The organism is Sorangium sp. So ce726, assembly GCF_051521405.1.
GTDB lineage: Bacteria > Myxococcota_A > Polyangia > Polyangiales > Polyangiaceae > Sorangium.
In genome coordinates this window covers 2,961,431-2,979,309 of the sequence record NZ_CP150349.1, presented here as the reverse complement: position 1 = coordinate 2,979,309, position 17,879 = coordinate 2,961,431, and the positions used below count along the sequence as shown (strand labels likewise).

At 71.9% G+C, this 17,879-nt stretch carries 10 protein-coding genes; 6 read left to right on the top strand and 4 right to left on the bottom strand.

The features are described 5' to 3' along the window. The first annotated feature begins 21 nt into the window (after positions 1 to 21). The 5 genes from WME79_RS11350 (at position 22) to WME79_RS11330 (ending at position 8,695) form a co-directional block, all read left to right on the top strand. On the top strand, positions 22 to 3,624 hold the full coding sequence (locus tag WME79_RS11350; RefSeq protein ID WP_437539822.1) for a HEAT repeat domain-containing protein: 3,603 nt from the start codon (positions 22 to 24) through the stop codon (positions 3,622 to 3,624). A gap of 201 nt (positions 3,625 to 3,825) precedes the next feature. Next, positions 3,826 to 5,496, top strand: a complete 1,671-nt coding sequence (locus WME79_RS11345; protein WP_437534777.1) for a DUF6600 domain-containing protein — start codon at positions 3,826 to 3,828, stop codon at positions 5,494 to 5,496. A gap of 45 nt (positions 5,497 to 5,541) precedes the next feature. Next, the gene (locus WME79_RS11340) at positions 5,542 to 6,177 is read left to right on the top strand and encodes a hypothetical protein (RefSeq protein WP_437534775.1); all 636 of its coding nucleotides are present in this window, start codon (positions 5,542 to 5,544) and stop codon (positions 6,175 to 6,177) included. A gap of 427 nt (positions 6,178 to 6,604) precedes the next feature. Further along, complete coding sequence (locus WME79_RS11335) at positions 6,605 to 8,023, top strand: DUF6600 domain-containing protein (protein WP_437534774.1); 1,419 nt, start codon at positions 6,605 to 6,607, stop codon at positions 8,021 to 8,023. 45 nt (positions 8,024 to 8,068) lie between these two features. Then, entirely contained in the window at positions 8,069 to 8,695 is a 627-nt protein-coding gene (locus tag WME79_RS11330) for a hypothetical protein (RefSeq protein WP_437534773.1), read from the top strand. Between the two features lie 73 nt (positions 8,696 to 8,768). On the opposite strand, the gene WME79_RS11325 is transcribed toward WME79_RS11330, so the two are convergent. The 4 genes from WME79_RS11325 to WME79_RS11310 all read right to left on the bottom strand — a co-directional run bounded on the left by WME79_RS11325 (position 8,769) and on the right by WME79_RS11310 (position 13,753). Continuing rightward, positions 8,769 to 10,322, bottom strand: a complete 1,554-nt coding sequence (locus WME79_RS11325) for a M16 family metallopeptidase (RefSeq protein ID WP_437534771.1) — start codon at positions 10,320 to 10,322, stop codon at positions 8,769 to 8,771. Further along, the gene (locus WME79_RS11320; RefSeq protein ID WP_437534770.1) at positions 10,319 to 11,836 is read right to left on the bottom strand and encodes a M16 family metallopeptidase; all 1,518 of its coding nucleotides are present in this window, start codon (positions 11,834 to 11,836) and stop codon (positions 10,319 to 10,321) included. The genes WME79_RS11325 and WME79_RS11320 overlap by 4 nt, the downstream gene beginning before the upstream one ends. A 160-nt stretch (positions 11,837 to 11,996) precedes the next feature. Further along, complete coding sequence (locus tag WME79_RS11315; RefSeq protein ID WP_437534769.1) at positions 11,997 to 12,860, bottom strand: hypothetical protein; 864 nt, start codon at positions 12,858 to 12,860, stop codon at positions 11,997 to 11,999. A 317-nt stretch (positions 12,861 to 13,177) separates the two neighbouring features. Further along, a complete protein-coding gene (locus WME79_RS11310) occupies positions 13,178 to 13,753 on the bottom strand; it encodes a hypothetical protein (protein ID WP_437534768.1) in 576 nt (191 codons plus the stop codon). 267 nt (positions 13,754 to 14,020) lie between these two features. On the opposite strand from WME79_RS11310, the gene WME79_RS11305 reads away from it, so the two are divergent. Continuing rightward, complete coding sequence (locus tag WME79_RS11305) at positions 14,021 to 17,872, top strand: RHS repeat-associated core domain-containing protein (protein ID WP_437534767.1); 3,852 nt, start codon at positions 14,021 to 14,023, stop codon at positions 17,870 to 17,872. Positions 17,873 to 17,879: the final 7 nt, after the last annotated feature.

Sequence of the window (17,879 nt, the reverse complement as noted above, 5' to 3'; positions counted from 1 at the left end):
AGCTCGGCTAGCTTGAGGAAGGTGGACTCGACCGACGCCGCTCCCCCAGAGCCGGGCTCGAAGGCAGGGCCGAGCGCGAAGGAGCGCGCCACGGCGCCGGAGACGGCGCGCGCAGGGCAGCCCAGCGCGCGCCCGGAGGGCACGCCCGCGTCCCCAGCGTCCGGCGCCACCCCGTCGGTGCGCCCGGCCTCGAGCCGGCCCAGCCGGCTGCAGCCGAGCGGCGCCGCTCCTGACGCCGACACCGCCGTCCTCGGCGTCCCCCTCACCCGCGTCGAGCTGCACCGGACCGCGCTGCTCTTCTGCCTGCTCTTCCTGGCCGCCCTCCTCTTCGTCGTCGGCCGTTCCGCGCGCGACGCGCTCTTCCTCACCAGGTTCCCCGTCACCTGGATCGCGCCGATGTGGATCGTGTACGGCGTCGCCTCCGCCGTCGCCGCGCTCGTCTACGACCGCATCGCCCGCCACCTGCCGCGCGCCCAGCTGTGCGTCGCCTTCGCCCTCTTCGGCGCCGCCACGTTCGCGCTGCTGCGCGTCCTCATCGGCCAGGAGGTGCGCGCCGCCTACCTGGTCTTCTACATCTGGTCCGAGATCATCGCGAACTTCACCGCCGTCCTCGTCTGGGCCGTCGCCCAGGACCTGCACGACCCGCGCAGCGCCAAGCGCCTCTTCGGCCTGATCGGCAGCGGGCGCGTCGTCGGCACCGTCGCCTGCGGCCTCGCGACGGGCGCCGTCGTCCGGTGGATCGGCACCGAGAACCTCATGTTCGTGCTCATCGCGGCGCTCCTCGCCATGGCCGCGCTCACGAGCGCGCTGGCGCGGCGCCACCCGCTCGGGCGGCCCCCGTCCGGCGACGAAGAGCTCATCCAGGCCCGCCTTCCGCGCATGGAAGTGTGGCGATCGCGCTACGCCCTCACCGTCGCGCTCCTGACCTTCCTCCTCTTCACGGTCCTCACGATCGGCGACTACCAGTTCAAGGCGATCGCCCTCACGGCCTACCCCCACGTCGACGACCTCACCCGGTTCATGGGGTTCCTCTACGCCGCCGTCGGCGTGGTCGGCCTCCTCGTGCAGCTCATCGCGACCCCCCGGGTCCTCCGGCGCCACGGCGTGCTCGGCGGGCTGCTCGCCATGCCGGCCGCGTTCACCGCGAGCACCGTCGCGCTGCTCGCGGCGCCGTCGCTCGCCTGGGGCGCGATCCTCAAGCTGAGCGACAACGCGCTGCAGCTCACGATCTACGACGCGACGATGCAGCTGCTGTTCTTCCCGTTCCAGCCGGCGCTGCGGGAGCGGGTGCGGACGCTCGTCTCCGCGATCGCCAAGCCCCTCGGCTACGGGCTCGGCGCGCTGATCCTGCTCGCCGTGGCGCCCACCGCCGCGACGGGCCCCGCGCTCGTCGAGGAGGCCGCGTGGATCGGCGTCTACTCCCTCCCGCTCTGCGTCGCGTGCATCACCCTCCTCCCGCTCGTGCGGCGCGGCTACTTCGACGCCATGCGCCGGACCTTGATGCGCCGCCAGATCGAGCCGGACAGCGTCGCGTACGGCCCCCAGACGCGCGCGATCCTCAAGGAGGCGCTCTACAGCCGCGCCATGATGCAGGTGCTCTTCGCGGTTGAACAGCTCCAGCAGCTCGACCCGCCCCTCGTGCGCGAGGCCGTGCCCGCGCTCGCGCGCCACGGCTCGGCCAGGGTGCGCGCGCTCGCTGTGCGCCTCGCGGCCGAGCTCGAGCACGAGGAGGGCGCCAGCATCGCGCGCGCGGCGATCCACGACCGGAACACCGACGTCCGGGTCGCCGCCGTCGACGCGCTCGCCGCGCTGCTGCGGGAGGACGCCCACGACGAGCTGCTCGCGCTCGCTCGGGAGAGCGCCGCGCCCCGCGCCGCCGCGGACGCGACCGGCGGCGAGGAGCTCCGGGCCGCCGCGATCGCCGCGCTCCTGCGCTACTGCGGCCTCGACGGCATGCTCGAGGGCGCGCCGCGGCTGCGCGCGCTGCTCGACAGCCCGTCGCCCCGCGATCGCGTCGCCGCCGCCCGGATCCTCGGCCTGATCGGCCACGCGTCGCTCCAGCGCGCGCTCGCGCGGCTCATCGGCGATCCCGACCCCGCGGTGCGGCGCGCGGCCGTGCGCTCCTCGTCGAGCGTCGCCGACCCGCGCCTGCTCCCCCTGCTCGCGGACGCGCTCGCCGAGCACGCCCTCGCGCCGGCCGCGGCCCGGGCCATCGAGGCGCTCGGCGACGACGCCATCCCGGAGCTCGCGGCGCGCCTCGGCGACGACGGTACCCCGCGGGCCGTGCGGCTCGCGATCCCGCGGGTGCTCGCGCGGCTCTGCAGCCACGACGCGCTCGACGTGCTGCTCGCCCGGATCGACCACCCGAACGAGGCCCTCCGCCAGAAGGTGCTCGCGTCGGCGTCGCGCCTGCGCCTCGCGCTGCGCGCGCCGCCGGCGCCTCTCCGCGTGATCCGCGCCTGCATCGACGACGAGACGGTGGAGCACGTCCGCACGCGCGAGGCGTACATCGCGGTGCGCCCCCGCGTCGCCGGCGCCCTGCTCGATCAACACCTGCTCCGCCGCCTGCGGAAGGGGCTCATCCGCGTGCTCCGGCTGTGCGAGCTCGCCTACCCGCGCGAGGTCGTCGCCCTCGTGCGCACCCACGTCTTCGGCCCGGATCCCGCGCTGCGGGCCAACGCGTTCGAGGTGCTGGAGTCGCTCCTCGACCGCCCGCTGCGCGAGCGCCTCGTCTCCCTCGTCGAGCGCCTGCTCGAGCTGTCGGCCGCGTTCCCGCGGAGGCCCGTACCGCCGGAAGCCGGGGTCATCTCCTGGATCCGCCACGAGATCGTGCGCGGCGACCCCTACAGCGCCGCGCTCGCGCTCGACGCCGTCGCCCGGAATTCCATCTCCGGCGCCTTCGGGGACGCGCTCGCCGCGACCTACGATCCGGACCCGCTGGTCCGCGAGGCGGCCGCCATCGCGGTCGCCGTCACGTCGCCGCCGGGCGCCCGCGAGCGGCTGGACGCGCTGCGGGCCGATGAGGATCCCGCGGTGGCCCGTTACGCACGATACTGGGCGGTCACCGGCGGCACCGGCATCGATCCCGAGGACGAGATGTACACGACGATCGAGAAGGTCTTGTTCCTGCAGCGCGTTCCGCTCTTCTCCCGCGTGGCCGGCGACGATCTGGTGGCGCTGGCGCGCGGCTCGCTCGTGGTGTCGCTGGCCCAGGGCGACGTCATCTTCCGCCAGGGCGAGCCTGGCGGCGCGCTCTACTCGATCATCTCGGGCGAGGTGAGCCTCACCCTGGACGGCCGCGAGATCGCGCGCCTCGGCGCGAACGACGTGTTCGGCGAGATGTCGCTCTTCGACAGCGAGCCGAGGGCCTCGACCGCGGTGGTGACCGAGGACGCGGAGCTGCTCCGCGTCTCTGCCGAGGATTTCCACGAGGCGGTGCGGGAGACGGCCGAGATCGCGGACGCCGTGATCCGGGTGCTGAACCGGCGCCTGCGCGAGGCCGACCGCAAGCTGGCCGACGCGCACGCGCGGCTGTCGCTCCTTCCGAGGCCGCCGGCGCTGCCCGGGAGAGCGTCGCCCCCGGGGGACGAGACGCCGGCGCTCGACGACAGCGACCTCGACTGAAGAGCGCCGCTCACGGCTTCGATCGAGCGAGCGCTGCCGGGCCAGGCCGCGTGGAGCGCCGGCGCGGGCGATGCGGAACATCGTTTGCAGTGCGGCTGCAACGATCGAGCACCCAGGGACGTCCAAGGGCGGCCGAAGAGGTCTCGGGACCCCCGAGGCCAGCCTGACCTCTCCCTGGCACCTCTCTCCAGAAGGACCCGCATGGTATCGATGTATTTTCCGCTGTTCGCTTCCCTTTCGCGCTCGTCGACCGCGGCGCCGCGCCTCCTCGGGGCGCGGCTCCGCCGGCTCGGGGGCGCGCTGCCGCTGGCCGCCGCGCTCCTTGCCGCGCCCGCGTGCGCCGCCGCCGAGGGTACTCCGCAGGGCGCGAGCTACGCCCCGTACGGCGCTTACGAGACCTTTCCTTCACAGCCCGCCGCGACCCCGCCGGTCCAGGTCGAGGTTCGCGTGGGCGCGCAGACGCCGATCGAGGCGAACGAGTACTACGAGGACACCGATCCGAGCGCCCTGATCGAGTTCTACCGGCCGCTCGCCCCCTACGGCACGTGGGTCGACGATCCGAGCTACGGCACGGTCTGGGTGCCTTCCTGGTCCGAGGTTGGCCTCAATTTCGCGCCCTACCAGACCGACGGGCGCTGGGCGCTGACCGACGAAGGCGAGTGGCTGTGGGTCAGCGACTACGCGTGGGGTCACATCCCCTTCCACTATGGCCGCTGGATCTGGACGACCGGCCACGGCTGGGCGTGGATCCCTGGGCGCGCGTACGCCCCGGCGTGGGTCGTCTGGCGCGTCGGCGGTGACGGCTACGTCGGCTGGAGCGCGATGCCGCCCACCTACTCCTGGCGCAACGGCGTCGCGGTCTCGCTGAGGCACGTTCCCGCTGAGGCGTATGTCTTCTGCCCGACGACGTACGTATTCCACGATCACGTCGACATGCATGTCGTCCGCGATCGCGATGAGATCCGGCGCATCACCAGGCGCTCGCGCACCTACAGGCCGGCGCTGCCGACCGCGGGCAGGCCCGAGCGCAGCTGGACCCGCCCTGATGGGGCGGAGCGTTCGAGCTCGTCGCATGGGATCCGTGCTGGCAGCTATCGCCCGGCGTCGCCGTCGCTCGTCGAGATCGGCATTCCGTCTTCGGACGCGCCGAGGTTCCGCGGCAGGCCGGACCCGCGCGCTCTTGCCTATTCGCGCAAAGCGGCGACGCCGAACGCGCACGTCGCGCCCGCGCCGGTGCCGCGTCTCTCGGCGCCCCCTGCGCCCTCGGGCGGCGACCGGCCCCAGGCGCCGACGCTGCGCGCCCCGAGGAGACCCGCGTCTCCTGCCCCGACGCCGGAGCCGCGGGGCTTCCAGCAGGAGCCGCGCGTCGGCGCCACGCCGCACGTCATCACGGCGCCGCCGGCTGCCGCCGCGCCGCGCGTCGGCGCCACGCCGCACGTCATCGCCGCGCCGCCCGCTGCCGCCGCGCCACGCATCGGCGCCACGCCGCATGTCTTCACGGCGCCGCCCGCTGCCGCCGCGCCGCGCGTCGGTGCCACTCCGCATGTCTTCACGGCGCCGCCCGCTGCCGCTGCGCCGCGCGTCGGTGCCACGCCGCATGTCTTCACGGCGCCGCCCGCTGCCGCCGCGCCGCGCGTCGGTGCCACGCCGACCACGTCGCACGCGGTCCCGCATCGCGCGCCGTCGGTCTCGGCGCCGCGGCCGGTGCGACAGGCGACACCGCCGCCGCAGCCGAGCGCGACGGTCGCGAAGCCGCCCGCGCTCCCGAGCGCGCCGTCATCGCCGGCGCGCCCCAGGATTCACCTCCCGTCAAGCCCGGCTGCGGAGAAGGCAGCGCCGGCGCCTGCATCCGGCCGCCCGCAGTCGAGGTGACGCGTGGTCTACGTATTGCGACGTCCGCGCGCAGGAGAAGAACCGATGACTGCTTCCGCCGACTTTACGAAGCGTCGTTCACTGGGGCTGTGGTCGTTCCTGCTCGTCGCTGCGCCCCTCGGCTCGGGCGGCTGCGTTCTCGCCGACGACGAGAATGCCCGTCGCGATGAACCCCCGCTGCACAACGGCGACGAGGACGAGGGGAACAGCCGCGTCCCTCCGCCGCGTGCACGTGCGGGCGAACCCCGGCTCGTCGCCATCGACACGGGCGCGGTCCTGAGCAGCCCGCCGGGCGAGGGCATCGGCATCTTCATCGAGTACACGACCGGCGGTACGTGGAAGCTCTGGACGACCTGCGACACCAACACCTCCAAGGTCATCTGCAGCTTCGATCTCTATGTCTCGGTGGACACGTCGTCCCAGCTGTTCGACATCGTGGGGATCGAGCTCGAGACCAAGGACTCGACGCGCCTCGTGAGCGATGGCGTCGCGCATCTCCACGCCGAGACCGGCTCGGACATCGACGCGATGGAGTTCACCACGACCCAGGGCGCCATCATCCGGCTGGAGGCCTACGTCGACGGGGTCCTGCAGCCTCGCTTCGTCTACTGGTTCGGCAACGGCGTCCTGCACCAGGGCGCGCCCAGCAACCCGCTCGACTTCAAGCCGACCGCACCCTGAAGGCGCGATCCCGCCGCTCCTCCCGCTGCCCGCACGGCGGGAGGAGCCCCCGGCGAGGGCGCGCGCCGCTGCCTCAACCTCGGTCGGGCGCCGACACCTCAACCTCGGTCGGGCGCCGACATCTCCGCCGACACCTCAACCTCGGTCGGGCGCCGACATCTCCGCCGACACCTCAACCTCGGTCGGGCGCCCCGACGCCTCAACCTCGACGCCTCAACCTCGGTCGGGCACCGCTGCCTCAACCTCGGTCGGACGCCCCGACGCCTCAACCTCGGTCGGGCACCGCGACGCATGGCACGCCAGCGCGATGTTCCGGATGGTGGCCTGCAATGTGCAACGTCGGGCGCGCAGGGACGTCTGAAGAGATCTGAGGGCGCCCGAGGCCAGCCCGACCTCTCCCTGGCACCCCCCTCCAGAAGGACCCATCATGCTGCCGATGCCTTTCCTGCTGTCCGCTTCCCCCTGGCGCCCTGCACCCGCGGCGCCGGGCATCCCCGGGGCCCGGATCCGCCGGCTCGGCGGCGCCCTGCCGCTGCTCGCCGCGCTCATCGCCGCGCCCGCGAGCGCCGCCGCCCAGCCCGCCGAGGCCCCGCCGGTCCAGGTCGATGTCCGCGTGAGCGCCGAGATCGAGGCGGACGAGTACGAAGACACCGACCCGAGCGCCCTGGTCGAGTTCCAGCAGCCGCTCGCCGCGTACGGCACCTGGATCGACACCCCAGGCTACGGCACGGTCTGGGTGCCTTCCGCGGTCGTGGTTGGCTCCGATTTCGCGCCCTACCAGACCGCGGGCCACTGGGCGCTGACCGACGACGGCGAGTGGCTCTGGGTCAGCGACTACACATGGGGCCACATCCCCTTCCACTATGGCCGCTGGGTCTGGATCTCCTCCCACGGCTGGGCCTGGATCCCGGGGCGCACGTATGCCCCGGCGTGGGTCGTCTGGCGCGTCGGTGACGCCGGCTACGTCGGCTGGGCCCCGATGCCGCCCACCTACTACTGGAGCAGCGGCGTCGCGGTCTCGCTCTGGACCGTCCCCCCTGCGGCGTACGTCTTCTGCCCGACGACGCACGTGTTCCACCGCCACGTCCACACGCACGTCATCCGCGATCGCGAGGTCGTCCGGCGCGTCGCCGCGCACTCGCACACCTACAGGCCGGCGCGGCCGACCGCGGGCAGGCCCGGGCGCGCCGACGTCCGCCCGGGCGGCGATGGGGGCGGGGGCCGCTCGAGCCCGCCCCACGGCATCCGTCCTGGCGGCTACCGCCCGGCGTCACCGTCGCTCGCGGAGGCCGGCGTTCCCTCCTCGGCCGCGCCGAGACACCGCGACAGGCCGGATCCTCGCGCCCTCGCTTACTCGCGCCGGAGCACGACGCCGAGCGCGCGCCTCGCGCCCCCGCCGGCGCGCCGTCTGGCGTCGCCCGCAGGCGACGACCGTCGCGCAGCGCCCTCGCTGCGCACGCCGCTGCACCCGCGGGGAGCGCCCGACGGCGGCGCTCCGGCCCCGGTCGCCAGGCCCGGCCTCCCGGCGCGGGGCGTCTCCGATGCGGGCGCGCTGCCCCGCACCGGCGCGAGCCCATCGCACCGGCCCTCGCGGCCGACGGTCACGCCGCCGTCGCCCGTCCCCGCCCCGGAGCCGCCGGCCGCCACGCGTGCCCTCCCGCACCGATCGCCGTCGGCCACGGCGCCGCGGCCGCTGCCGCAGGCGACGCCGGCGCCGCAGCCGATCGCGAAGCCGCGCGCGCTCCCGAGCGCGCCGTCGTCCCCGGCGCGCCCCAGGATCCACATCCCATCAGGCCCGGCTCCGGGGAAGACGGCGCCGACGTCCGGTCGCCCGCGGTCGAGGTAGCGCTTGGTCCACGTCTTGCGACGTCCACGAGCAGGAGCAGATCCGATGACTCTTTCCGCTGACTTTGTGAAGCGTCGTTCACTGGGGCTGTGGTCGTTCCTTCTCGTCGCTGCGCCCCTCGCCTCGACCGGTTGCATCATCGTCGACGAGGATGGCGACCACGATGGCCATCACGTCCACGATGACTGGGACGACGGCGACGACGAAAGCGTTCCCCCGCCGCCCGCGGACGACGTGCGGCTCGTCGCCCTCGACACGGACGCCACCCTGAGCACCGAGCCGGGCGAGGGCGTCGGCATCTTCGTCGAGTACACGGAGGGCGGGACGTGGACGCTCTGGACGACCTGCGACACCAACACCTCCAAGGTCGTCTGTAGCTTCGATCTCTATGCCTCGGTCGACACCTCGTCCGAGCTCATCGACCTGGCGGGGATCGAGATCGAAAAGACGGACGCGACGCGCCTCGTGGACATCGGCGTCGCCTATTTCCACGCCGAGACCGGCTCGGACATCGACGCGATGACGTTTGCCACCACCCCGGGCGCCATCGTCCGGCTGGAGGCCTACCTCGACGGGGCGGAGGAGCCCCGCTTCGTCTACTGGTTCGGCGACGGCGTCCTGCACGAGGGCGCGCCCAGCAACCCGATCGACTTCAAGCCGACCGCGCCCTGAGGGCGCGATCCTGTCGCCCGCTCCTCCCGCTGCCCGCGCGGCGGGAGGAGCGCCCGCCGAGGACGCGCGCCGCTCAGGGCTCCTTCTTCGGCGGGATCGGCTGCCCCTCGACGTCCCACGCCTCCGGCTCGCCGAGGCCGATCGCCTGGAGTTGCGGCAGGATCTCCTGCCGCGGTCCGACGACCACGACGGTCGCTCCCTTCGGATCCACGGCCCTCGCGAGCTCCGCGAGGCTCGCCAGCGTCGCGCTCTGCCGCGCCTTGCTGGCGTCGCCATCGAACGTCTCCGGCAGCTTGAGCCGCGCCAGCGTCCCGAGGCGCTGGGCGGTGCGGTTCACGGTCTCGTAGGCAGAGACGAGCTCCGCGCGGTCCTGCGCCTGCACCTTCGCCAGCTCGTCCCGGGTCAGCCCGGAGTCTGCCATCTTGGCGAGCTCGGCGAGCATCTCCTTCAGGGCGGGTCCTGTCGCCTCGGTGACGACGGAGGCCCGCGCCACGAAGGCGCCCGGCAGCCTCGTCTCGGTGAACGCCGAGGCGGCGCCGTAGGACCAGCCGTGATCCTCGCGCAGGTTCTGGTTCAAGCGCGACGTGAACGAGCCGCCGAGCGCGGAGTTGATCAGCTGCAGCAGCGGCCGCCGAGGATCGCTCGCGGCGACCCCCTCCCGCACGGCCGCGATCACCGACTGCGGCGCCCCCGGGCGGTCGACGAGCACCAGCCGCGGCGGCTTCCACGCCGGCGCGGCCGCCGCGCCCTGCGCTGCCGGCGCGCCCTTCGTGGCCGGCGCGGCGCTCGCCGTGGCGCCCTTCGCTGACCAGGTCCCGAGATCGCGCGAGAGCGCCTGCTGCAGCTCGTCCCGGGTGATGTCGCCGACCACGGTGATCACCGCGCGGTCCGGGCGCCACACCGCCTTGTAGAACGCCTTCACGGCCGGGAGCCCGATCGACTTGGCGTCCGCGACCAGGCCGTCGACGGGGTGCCCATACGGCGTGCCCGGCCCGTAGAGCGCGGCCATCGAGACCAGCCCCGAGACCCGCGTCGCGTCGTCTCCGCGCTTCCTGAGGTCGTTCTGCCAGAGCTCGCTGACGCGCTTCCACTCCTTCGCCTCGAACCGCGGGCGCGCGACCACGTCGGCGAGCAGCGAGAACGCCTTGTCGAAGTTCTTCTTCAGCACGGAGAGCGTCGCGACGCTGCCGTCGGCGCGCGCCCCGACCGAGAGCGTCGCGCCGAGGTCGTTGATCGCGCTGGACAGCTCCACCGCGCTCCGCGTCCCCGCGCCCTCGTCGAGCATGTCCGCGGTGATGTGCGCGAGCCCCGCCGCGCCCTTCGGATCGTCCGCCGATCCCGACGCGACGCCGATGGACACGGACACGATCGGCAGCGTGTGGCGCTCGAGCAGCCACACCTTCGATCCGTTCGGCCCGTCGAGCACCACCGGCGCCGGCGGCGTGAACGGCTGCGGCTTCGGCAGCTCCGGCTTGGGCCCGAGCGGGTCCGCGGGCTTCGCGGCCGCCGGCGTGGCGCTCGGACGCGGCGCCTCCGCCCGGGCTGCGGACTGCGCCGGCGTCCTCGGCTCGCAGCCGAGGGCCGCGGCGACCAGCGCGATCATCGCGCCTGCGTGTGTCGCTCTCATTTCGTCACCGCCTTCTTCGCCTCTTCGCTGCCCTTCGGCACGACCCGCAGGATCACCCGGGCGTCGGGATCCAGCGTGCTCTTCGCGTACGCCTGCAGCGACTCTGCGGTCGCGTCGCGGTAGCGCTTCAGATCCTGCTCCACGAACCCGGGCTGGCCCTTCGACGTCTCGTACCGGTTGAGCATCGAGGCCCGGCCGGCGACCGACTCGAGCGCCGTCACGAAGGCGGTCTCGTACTGGTTCTTGGCCCGATCGAGCTCCTCGCGGCTCAGCTTCGCGTCCCGCACCTTGGCGAGCTCGGCGTCGATGGCGGCCTCGACCTTCTCGAGCGGCACGCCTGGCCGCGCGATCGCCTCGACGGTGAACGTCGAGCCGAGATCGCCGGAGTGCTGCACGGCGCTCACCTCCTGGGCGAGCTGCTTGTCGTAAACGAGGGCCTTGTAGAGGCGGCTCGCCTTCCCCTGATCGAGCGCCGTGGCGAGGAGATCGAGCTCAGCGTCGCCCGGCGCGAAGTGCGCGGGGCTGTGCCAGGCCATGATCACCTTGGGGAGGTTCACGTTGTCCTCGATCGTCTTCCGCACGACGCCGCTCAGCTTCACCGGCGAGGGCGTGGTCGCCGCGGGGACGGGCCGCTCCGGGATGCCGCCGAAGAACCGCTCGATGTAATCGCGCGTCTTCTGCGCATCGAAGTCGCCGGCCACGACGAGGGAGACGTTGTTCGGCACGTACCACCGCCGGAAGAACGTCGTGACGTCGTCGACGGTCGCGGCCTGGAGGTCCTCGTGTGAGCCGATCACGGGGTGGTGGTAGGGGTGTCCCTGCGGGTACATCAGCGAGGGCATGAGGAGGTCGACCTTGCCGTAGGGCTCGTTCTCGCTCGTCTGGCGGCGCTCGTTCCGCACGACGTCGCGCTGCGCGTTGAGCTTCGGGAGGTCCATGCTGTCCGCGAGCGACGCGAACCGATCGGCCTCGAGCCAGAGCAGGAGCGGCAGCGCGTGCGCCGGCGCCACCTCGTGGTAGGCGGTGCGGTCCTCGCTGGTCCACGCGTTGTTCCAGCCGCCCTCGGCCTCCATCCAGGCGTCGAACTGCTTCGTGGGGACGCGGCGCGTGCCCATGAACATGAGGTGCTCGAACAGGTGCGCGAAGCCGGTGCGACCGGGTTCCTCGAACCGTGAGCCGACCTTGACCATGAGGTTCAAGGCGACCATCGGCAGGGCGCGGTCCTCGTGGAGGATCACGGTGAGGCCGTTCTTGAGGGTGTACTTGGTGAACGGGATGTCGAGCTTCGGGGGCTGGGAGGCCGCGGACTGAGGCGCGGTGGGCGCGGAAGCCGGGGCCGCGGCTAACGCGGGCGCCGGGGCCGTGGCTGGTGCGGACTTCGGCGGCAAGGGCGTGGTCTCGGGCGGCGCTGCTGGTGCGGGCTTCGGCCCGGACAGCGAGAGGGCCACGGCCACGGCGGCCAGGATCGGCCCGGTGGAGCGCGGGAGCGGCGAGTGACGCGCGCGGGTCTGCATGAACCGGAGCGTTGCGCCGGTCTCGGGCGGGGCGCAAGCGGGCGGGAGCATGGATGCGGAGGCGCGCCCGGCCAACGGGTGTGGTTGTCAAGTTGTCACGGAGGACGGACGCGCCGCAGATGCGAAAGGAGCGCGCGGCGCGGACGGGGGATGGCGGGGCTTACGCGGGCTGAGCGCCGACCGGCGGCGCGGACGCCGCGGGCGGAGGCGGAGGCGCTGCCCCCAGCCGGTTGTCAACCGCCTTGCCCGCTGCGGTCTTGCGGGCCTTTTCCCGCCGCGCTGCAGCGCGGCGGCGCCGCTCGTAGGCGCTCGTGACCTCGCGGACGATCTCCGGATGGCGGCGGAAGACGTGCGCCGCCGTCTTCCGGATGGCGCCAACGCGCTCGATCATGAGGTGAAGGAGCTGATTGCGGATCGCGGTCGCGGCGGCCGAGGTGTCGCCGTCGGGGATCGTCTCCAGCGCTCGCCGTTGCAGGTCTTCCGCGAGCTTCCTGGCCTCGACGATGAGGCGGACGTCGAACTCCTCGTCTGCCTCGACCAGGCGTTCATCGAGCGACACCGCGAGCCCCGCGTAATCGCGGAGCGCCTGGGAGAGGGCGCTGGAGCGCTGGCCGTCCTGCGCGTGAAACTCCTTGATGCGCGCGAGCTGCGCGTCGGCGGGCTCGTCGACGTCATCGTCGAGCAGGAACTCGAGGGCCGACTCGAGCTCATCGATCACGAACCTGGCGCGCTCTCCGAGGTCGGCCACGGCGGGGTCCACGATGAGGAGCAGCCGGGTCTGCGCCTCCTGCACGGCGTGGACGATGGAGAGCAGATCGTCGCTGCTCGAAGCGGGCAGGCGATTCTTGACGCGCTTGAGGCCTGGGCGCTCGCCGTCCGGATCCCAGTACTTCTTCACGAACGCCGCGGCGGCGACCGCCTCGCGCACGGCGACGTCGTACGGCAGGCTCAGCGGGTTATCGGTCCGCCCCTGCTCGGCGGCAGCCTCGACCCACCGATCGTAGTCCTTCCCCTGCTTTGCCATGATGATTGCTCGACCTCTCCTCCTGCGTCCCTCGCCCTCTCCGGGCGCGGCGCGGAGACGCGAAGATGAGTCCGCTCGAAGCGCTGTCCAGAGCAGACGCACGATCCGGACGCGATCGAGGTGCACCGGAGGGAAAAGGGTCGGGGTGGGATGTCCTGATGGCCGGCTGCGTGTCCTGATGGCCGGCTGCGTGTCCTGATGGCCGGCTGCGTGTCCTGATGGCCGAGTGCCCTGTCCTGATGGCCGGGTGCCCTGTCCTGATGGCCGAGTGCCCTGTCCTGATGGCCGGGCCAGGCGCAGCTCAGAAGGGCGATGGGCTAGTTCAACCGCACGAGCCGCCCTACGAGACGGAAGAGTCCCCGCGACACCACGTTGACGGTGCTGCCGACCAGCTCGATATCGCCGCTCTCCTGGATTCGGAGCGCACCGAAACCCGAGCGGAGCAACACTTCCTTGCTGCCCTCGATCGAGATCTTCTCCCCGCGGAGGCGGAGCTCGCGCGGCCGCCGCGTCCTGAGCGCGGCGATTATCAACGGCGGCTCATCTTCGCAGATCTCGACGAGCACGGCGTCGCCGTTAGCGCGCGCGCCCTCGATCACCTCGAGATCGACATCGGGTGCGATCTCGGCCAGCACGGGCATGTTGGCGCCCCGGGCGAGGATCGACGCTCTCCGCGTCTTGCCCTCCATCGATACGACGCGCGCCGTGCACATTGAGACGGCGGCGATCGCCGGCGCCTGCCGTTCCGGGAGCACCGCCGCCGTCGTCTCGACGATCTCGTCCAGCGTCACGCCGGTTGTCGCGAGCTCTCCGGCCGCTTCCACCTTGCCCTCGGTCTCCGCAGCGCCCGGCGAGACCTGCTCCGCCTTGGAGCGAGTGTTCCAGTTGCTCATTCCCCTACCTTGAAGGCACGCATCAGCAGCTTCAGTGCCGACGCGGCAACGCCTGCGCCAGCGTACAAGGCCGTATCGCTACCGGACACGGCCACCTCACTCCTGCCGCATCGAACCACAGCCTCTACCGTTGGCCAGCCGTTCGGGTCGCCGGGCCACCGGTGTGCTTGACAGCTCGGAGGAGCTCGGGCCTGCTCCGAGTTCCTTACCAGAGGTGCTCCCTTGGCGCGAACCGCTCCCGTACCCAACATCCCCGCGATTCCCGGCATGAACCCCGGCATTTTCGTGATGGGCGGAGGGGGCAACGGAGGCGGGAGCGGGTCGGGCGGCGGCAAGGGGTCGAAGAACGGCCAAGGCTCCGACGGCAGCGGCGGAGGCAGGGATGCTGGTGGTGGCGGCAAGAGCGCCTGCGGCTCGCCAGGGAAGGATGGCGGCGGATGCCCGCAGCACCACGGCGGCAAGAACAGCGGCGCGGCGTCGCACGGCGACCCCATCGACGTGATCACCGGCCGCGTGTTCACCGCGCCCGTCGTGGACCTCGACCTGCGCGGGCCGCTGCCGCTCGAGATCGCGCGCTCCTACTCCACGACGAGCCGCGAACGGGACATCGGCCTAGGGCACGGCTGGACGCACACGTTCGCGTGGGAGGTGGAGCTGAGCCGCGGCGGGAGCGCCAAAGTCTGGACGGAGGACGGACTCGACGTACCCTTCGGCGTCGTCGAGCGGGATACGGGCGTGATGGGGCCGCACGGATGGGTGCTCCACCGGCACGAGGAGGGGTTCGCGCTCGACATGCCCGACGGCACGCGGCGGATCTTCGAGCCGGACCTGGGCGAGCCGACGCGCCGGCGCCTCCGCCTCACGGCGGTCGAGGACCGCGCCCGGAACCGGATCCAGCTCCACTACAGCGGGGCATCGCTGTCGCGCATCGTGGACTGCGTAGGCCGGACGATCCGTGTCCTGACGACCCGCGAGGGGCGGATGGCGGCGCTCGAGGTCGTGTGCGCCTCCGGGCGCGTCGTTCGCTTCGCGACGTACGAACACGATCCAGCAGGAAACCTCGCCAAAGTGACCGACGCAGACGGGCACGCGACGGCATACGTGTACGATGACGACCATCGCCTCGTCTCTTATCGCTTGCCGACTGGCCAGGTCTTCTTGTTCCGCTACGATGACGAGGGCCGCGGCGTCGAGTCGTGGGGCGAGCATGAGAGCGGCATCGACCCCTGCCTCGCGGACGACCTGCCCGAGTTCCTCGCCGACCGGCGCACCAGGGCCAAGGGCATCCACCACGTCAAGGTCGAGTATGGCCCTCACGGCTACAGCGAGGTCGCCGACGCCGCGTGCACATTCCGGTACGTCGGCAACGAGCACGGCAAGGCCGACAAGGCGGTAGCGAACGGGCGCGTCTTCGCCCGGACCTACGATGCGCGCGGCCACCTGACCTCGTACACGGACGCGATGGGCGCGACCACGCGCTGGGAACGCGATCTGTTCGGCAACGAGACGCGTGTCGTCGACGCGCTCGGGCAGGTGACGTGCATCGAGCGCTTGCCGAACGGGGACATCACCCGGATCCTCGATCCGGACGGCGGCGAGACGGTCGTCGAGTACCTGAAAGACGCACTGCTCATCAAGGAACCGACGGGCGCGCTGTTCGAGGTGCGCTACGACAAGCGCGGGTTGCCCATCGAGACGTTCGCGCCAAACGGGCGGGAGCGGCGCTATCGGTACGACGACCACGGCAACGCCGTTGAGGCCTCGGACGAGCGCGGCGTGGCGCTCTGGCAGGCGACATACGACGAGCTCAGCCGATGCATGTCGGTGCGCGATAAGGACGGCGCGGTCACCCGCTACCGGTACAGCGAAAAGGGGCTGCTTCTCTCCGTGGAAGAGCCTGACGGGCGCATATGGCGGTTCAAGCACGATGGTCTGGGCAACATGATCGAGGAGGTCGATCCCAGTGGGCGACAGACGGTCCTCGTGCGGGGAGGCACCGGCTCGCTCGCCGAGGCGCGGCTGCCCGGCGGGAGCACCGTCCGGCTGCGGTACGACCGCAAGGACCGGCTCGTCCGCATCGTCAACGCGCACGGAGAGGCGTATGCGTTCGAGCTAGGGCCGACCGGCCTAAAGCTGGGCGAGCGCACGTTCGATGGGCGCGAGATCCGCTACGACCACGACCTAGCGGGCCGCGTGGTACGCGTCTCGTTCGCGAACGGTCACGAGGTGTTCCTCGAGCGCGACCTCCTCGGGCGAATCGTGAAGCGGACGCGAGCCGACGGCAGCGAGGAGACGTTCGAGTACGACTTCCGTGACGACGTGCTGGCCGCCGAGAATGCGTCCGGGAGGGTGGAGTTCGTGCGCGACGCCACGGGCGCGATCGTCAAGGAGCGGCAGATCGTCGACGGCGAGGGGTTCGAGGTCCACGTCGAGAACGACGCCATCGGCCTCCCGGTGCGCCTACGGACGTCGTTCGGCCACAGCGCGGAATGGCGGCGGGACTACGCGGGGCGTCGCTTCACGGTGCGGCTCGACGGAGCCGAGGAGATGGCGGTGCGGCTCGACCTCGCAGGGCGCGAGATCGAGCGCGCGCTCTCGCGCGGCGGGCGTGTGCTGCTGCGCTACGATCTCGCGGGCAGGCTCGCCGAGCGATGCGTGACGTCGCCGGCGTTGGAGCAGCGCGCGCGCCCAGGGGAGCCCACGTGGTTGGGCGCGCCCGAGGCCGGGGCGACCATCCATCAGCGCATGGAGTACAACGGGTCGTCTGAGCTCACAGCCCTGTGGGACGCGCGCTTCGGATTGACCCGCTATCAGCACGACGCGCTCGGACAGCTCGTCGCCGCGGTTCCGGAGGGCGCGCGCGGCGAGCTCTTCGCGTACGACCCTGCGGGCAACCTGCACGACGCGAACGGGACGGGCGCGGGCCGGGAATACCGCGGCGGCGACGTGCTCCTACGCGCGGACGCGACGGCGCTTCTTTGGGATGAGTTCGGAAGGCTCGTCGAACGGCGCACCCAGACCAGCGCGGGCGAGCGCGTCACATCCTACAGGTGGGCGGAGGCGGGCACGCTGTCCGAGGTGATCCTGCCCGACGGGAGCGTGGTCAAGTCCACCTACGACGCGTTCGCGCGGCGGCTCAAGAAGGAGGTGTACCGGAGAGCGGTCGACGGTCGCTGGGCGCTGCTCCGGCGCACACGCTTCTACTGGCACGGAAACACGCTGCTGCACGAGACCGTCAAGACCGACGCGGTGAGCTTCGAGCGGCGCTACAACTTCGGTCCGGACGGCGAGCCGTGGGCGCACCGGGAGATCGTGCGGCGCGGCGGCGAGGTCCACGAGGGGGCGTGGGTCTACTACGTGAACGATCTGGCGGGTTTCCCGGAGCGGCTCGTCGACGGAGACGGCCAGATCCTGGCCGAAATCGCAAGGACGGCGTGGGGAGCAGCCGCGATGCGGGAGGGGGCGCAGGCGGCGACGCCGCTGCGGTTCCTGGGACAGTACGCCGACGCGGAAACGGGGCTCCACTACAACCGCTACAGGTACTACGACCCCGCGCTCGGCCGGTACATCTCGCCGGATCCGGCGGGACCGCTCGGCGGACTCAACGCGTTCGCCTACGCCAGGAACAACCCGTTCGACTACGGGGACCCGTGGGGGCTCGTCTATACGCGCATCGTCGACAACAGCACGCGGCCGGCGACCGTGCTGTATGAGGGGTACAACATCGACGAAGCAAGGCACAAACGACCTGAGGCGGGCGGACAGATCCCGCACGACTACCACAAGAACTCGTGCGCAGAGACCCAGGCGCTCCAGCGCATGAAGAACGACATCAAAGCCGAGGTCGAAAGCGAGCAGAACGCGGCGAAAAAGAAGGGAAGCAGGAAGAGCCCGTTCACACCGATGACCCCTGAGGAAAACGAAGCAGAAGTGAACCGCCGGCTCAAAGCGAAATTCGACAACCCCAACATAGCGATCGAAACGTTTCAAACAAAAGGGGGCAATCGCGTCAACCCCTGCGACCTCTGCCAACAAATGTTCGCAAACCTCGAGATCAGCCATGCGGTCGTCGGCGAGGAGGGGAAGCGCGGCAAATTCGGCAAGTACAGACGAAGATGACGATGCA

Bases quoted from the DNA above. Each gene is read 5' to 3' on its own strand.
- WME79_RS11345 (WP_437534777.1), top strand. From the start codon at position 3,826: ATGGTATCGATGTATTTTCCGCTGTTCGCTTCCCTTTCGCGCTCGTCG.
- WME79_RS11340 (WP_437534775.1), top strand. From the start codon at position 5,542: ATGACTGCTTCCGCCGACTTTACGAAGCGTCGTTCACTGGGGCTGTGG.
- WME79_RS11335 (WP_437534774.1), top strand. From the start codon at position 6,605: ATGCTGCCGATGCCTTTCCTGCTGTCCGCTTCCCCCTGGCGCCCTGCA.
- WME79_RS11330 (WP_437534773.1), top strand. From the start codon at position 8,069: ATGACTCTTTCCGCTGACTTTGTGAAGCGTCGTTCACTGGGGCTGTGG.
- WME79_RS11325 (WP_437534771.1), bottom strand. From the start codon at position 10,322: ATGAGAGCGACACACGCAGGCGCGATGATCGCGCTGGTCGCCGCGGCC.
- WME79_RS11320 (WP_437534770.1), bottom strand. From the start codon at position 11,836: ATGCAGACCCGCGCGCGTCACTCGCCGCTCCCGCGCTCCACCGGGCCG.
- WME79_RS11315 (WP_437534769.1), bottom strand. From the start codon at position 12,860: ATGGCAAAGCAGGGGAAGGACTACGATCGGTGGGTCGAGGCTGCCGCC.
- WME79_RS11310 (WP_437534768.1), bottom strand. From the start codon at position 13,753: ATGAGCAACTGGAACACTCGCTCCAAGGCGGAGCAGGTCTCGCCGGGC.
- WME79_RS11305 (WP_437534767.1), top strand. From the start codon at position 14,021: ATGAACCCCGGCATTTTCGTGATGGGCGGAGGGGGCAACGGAGGCGGG.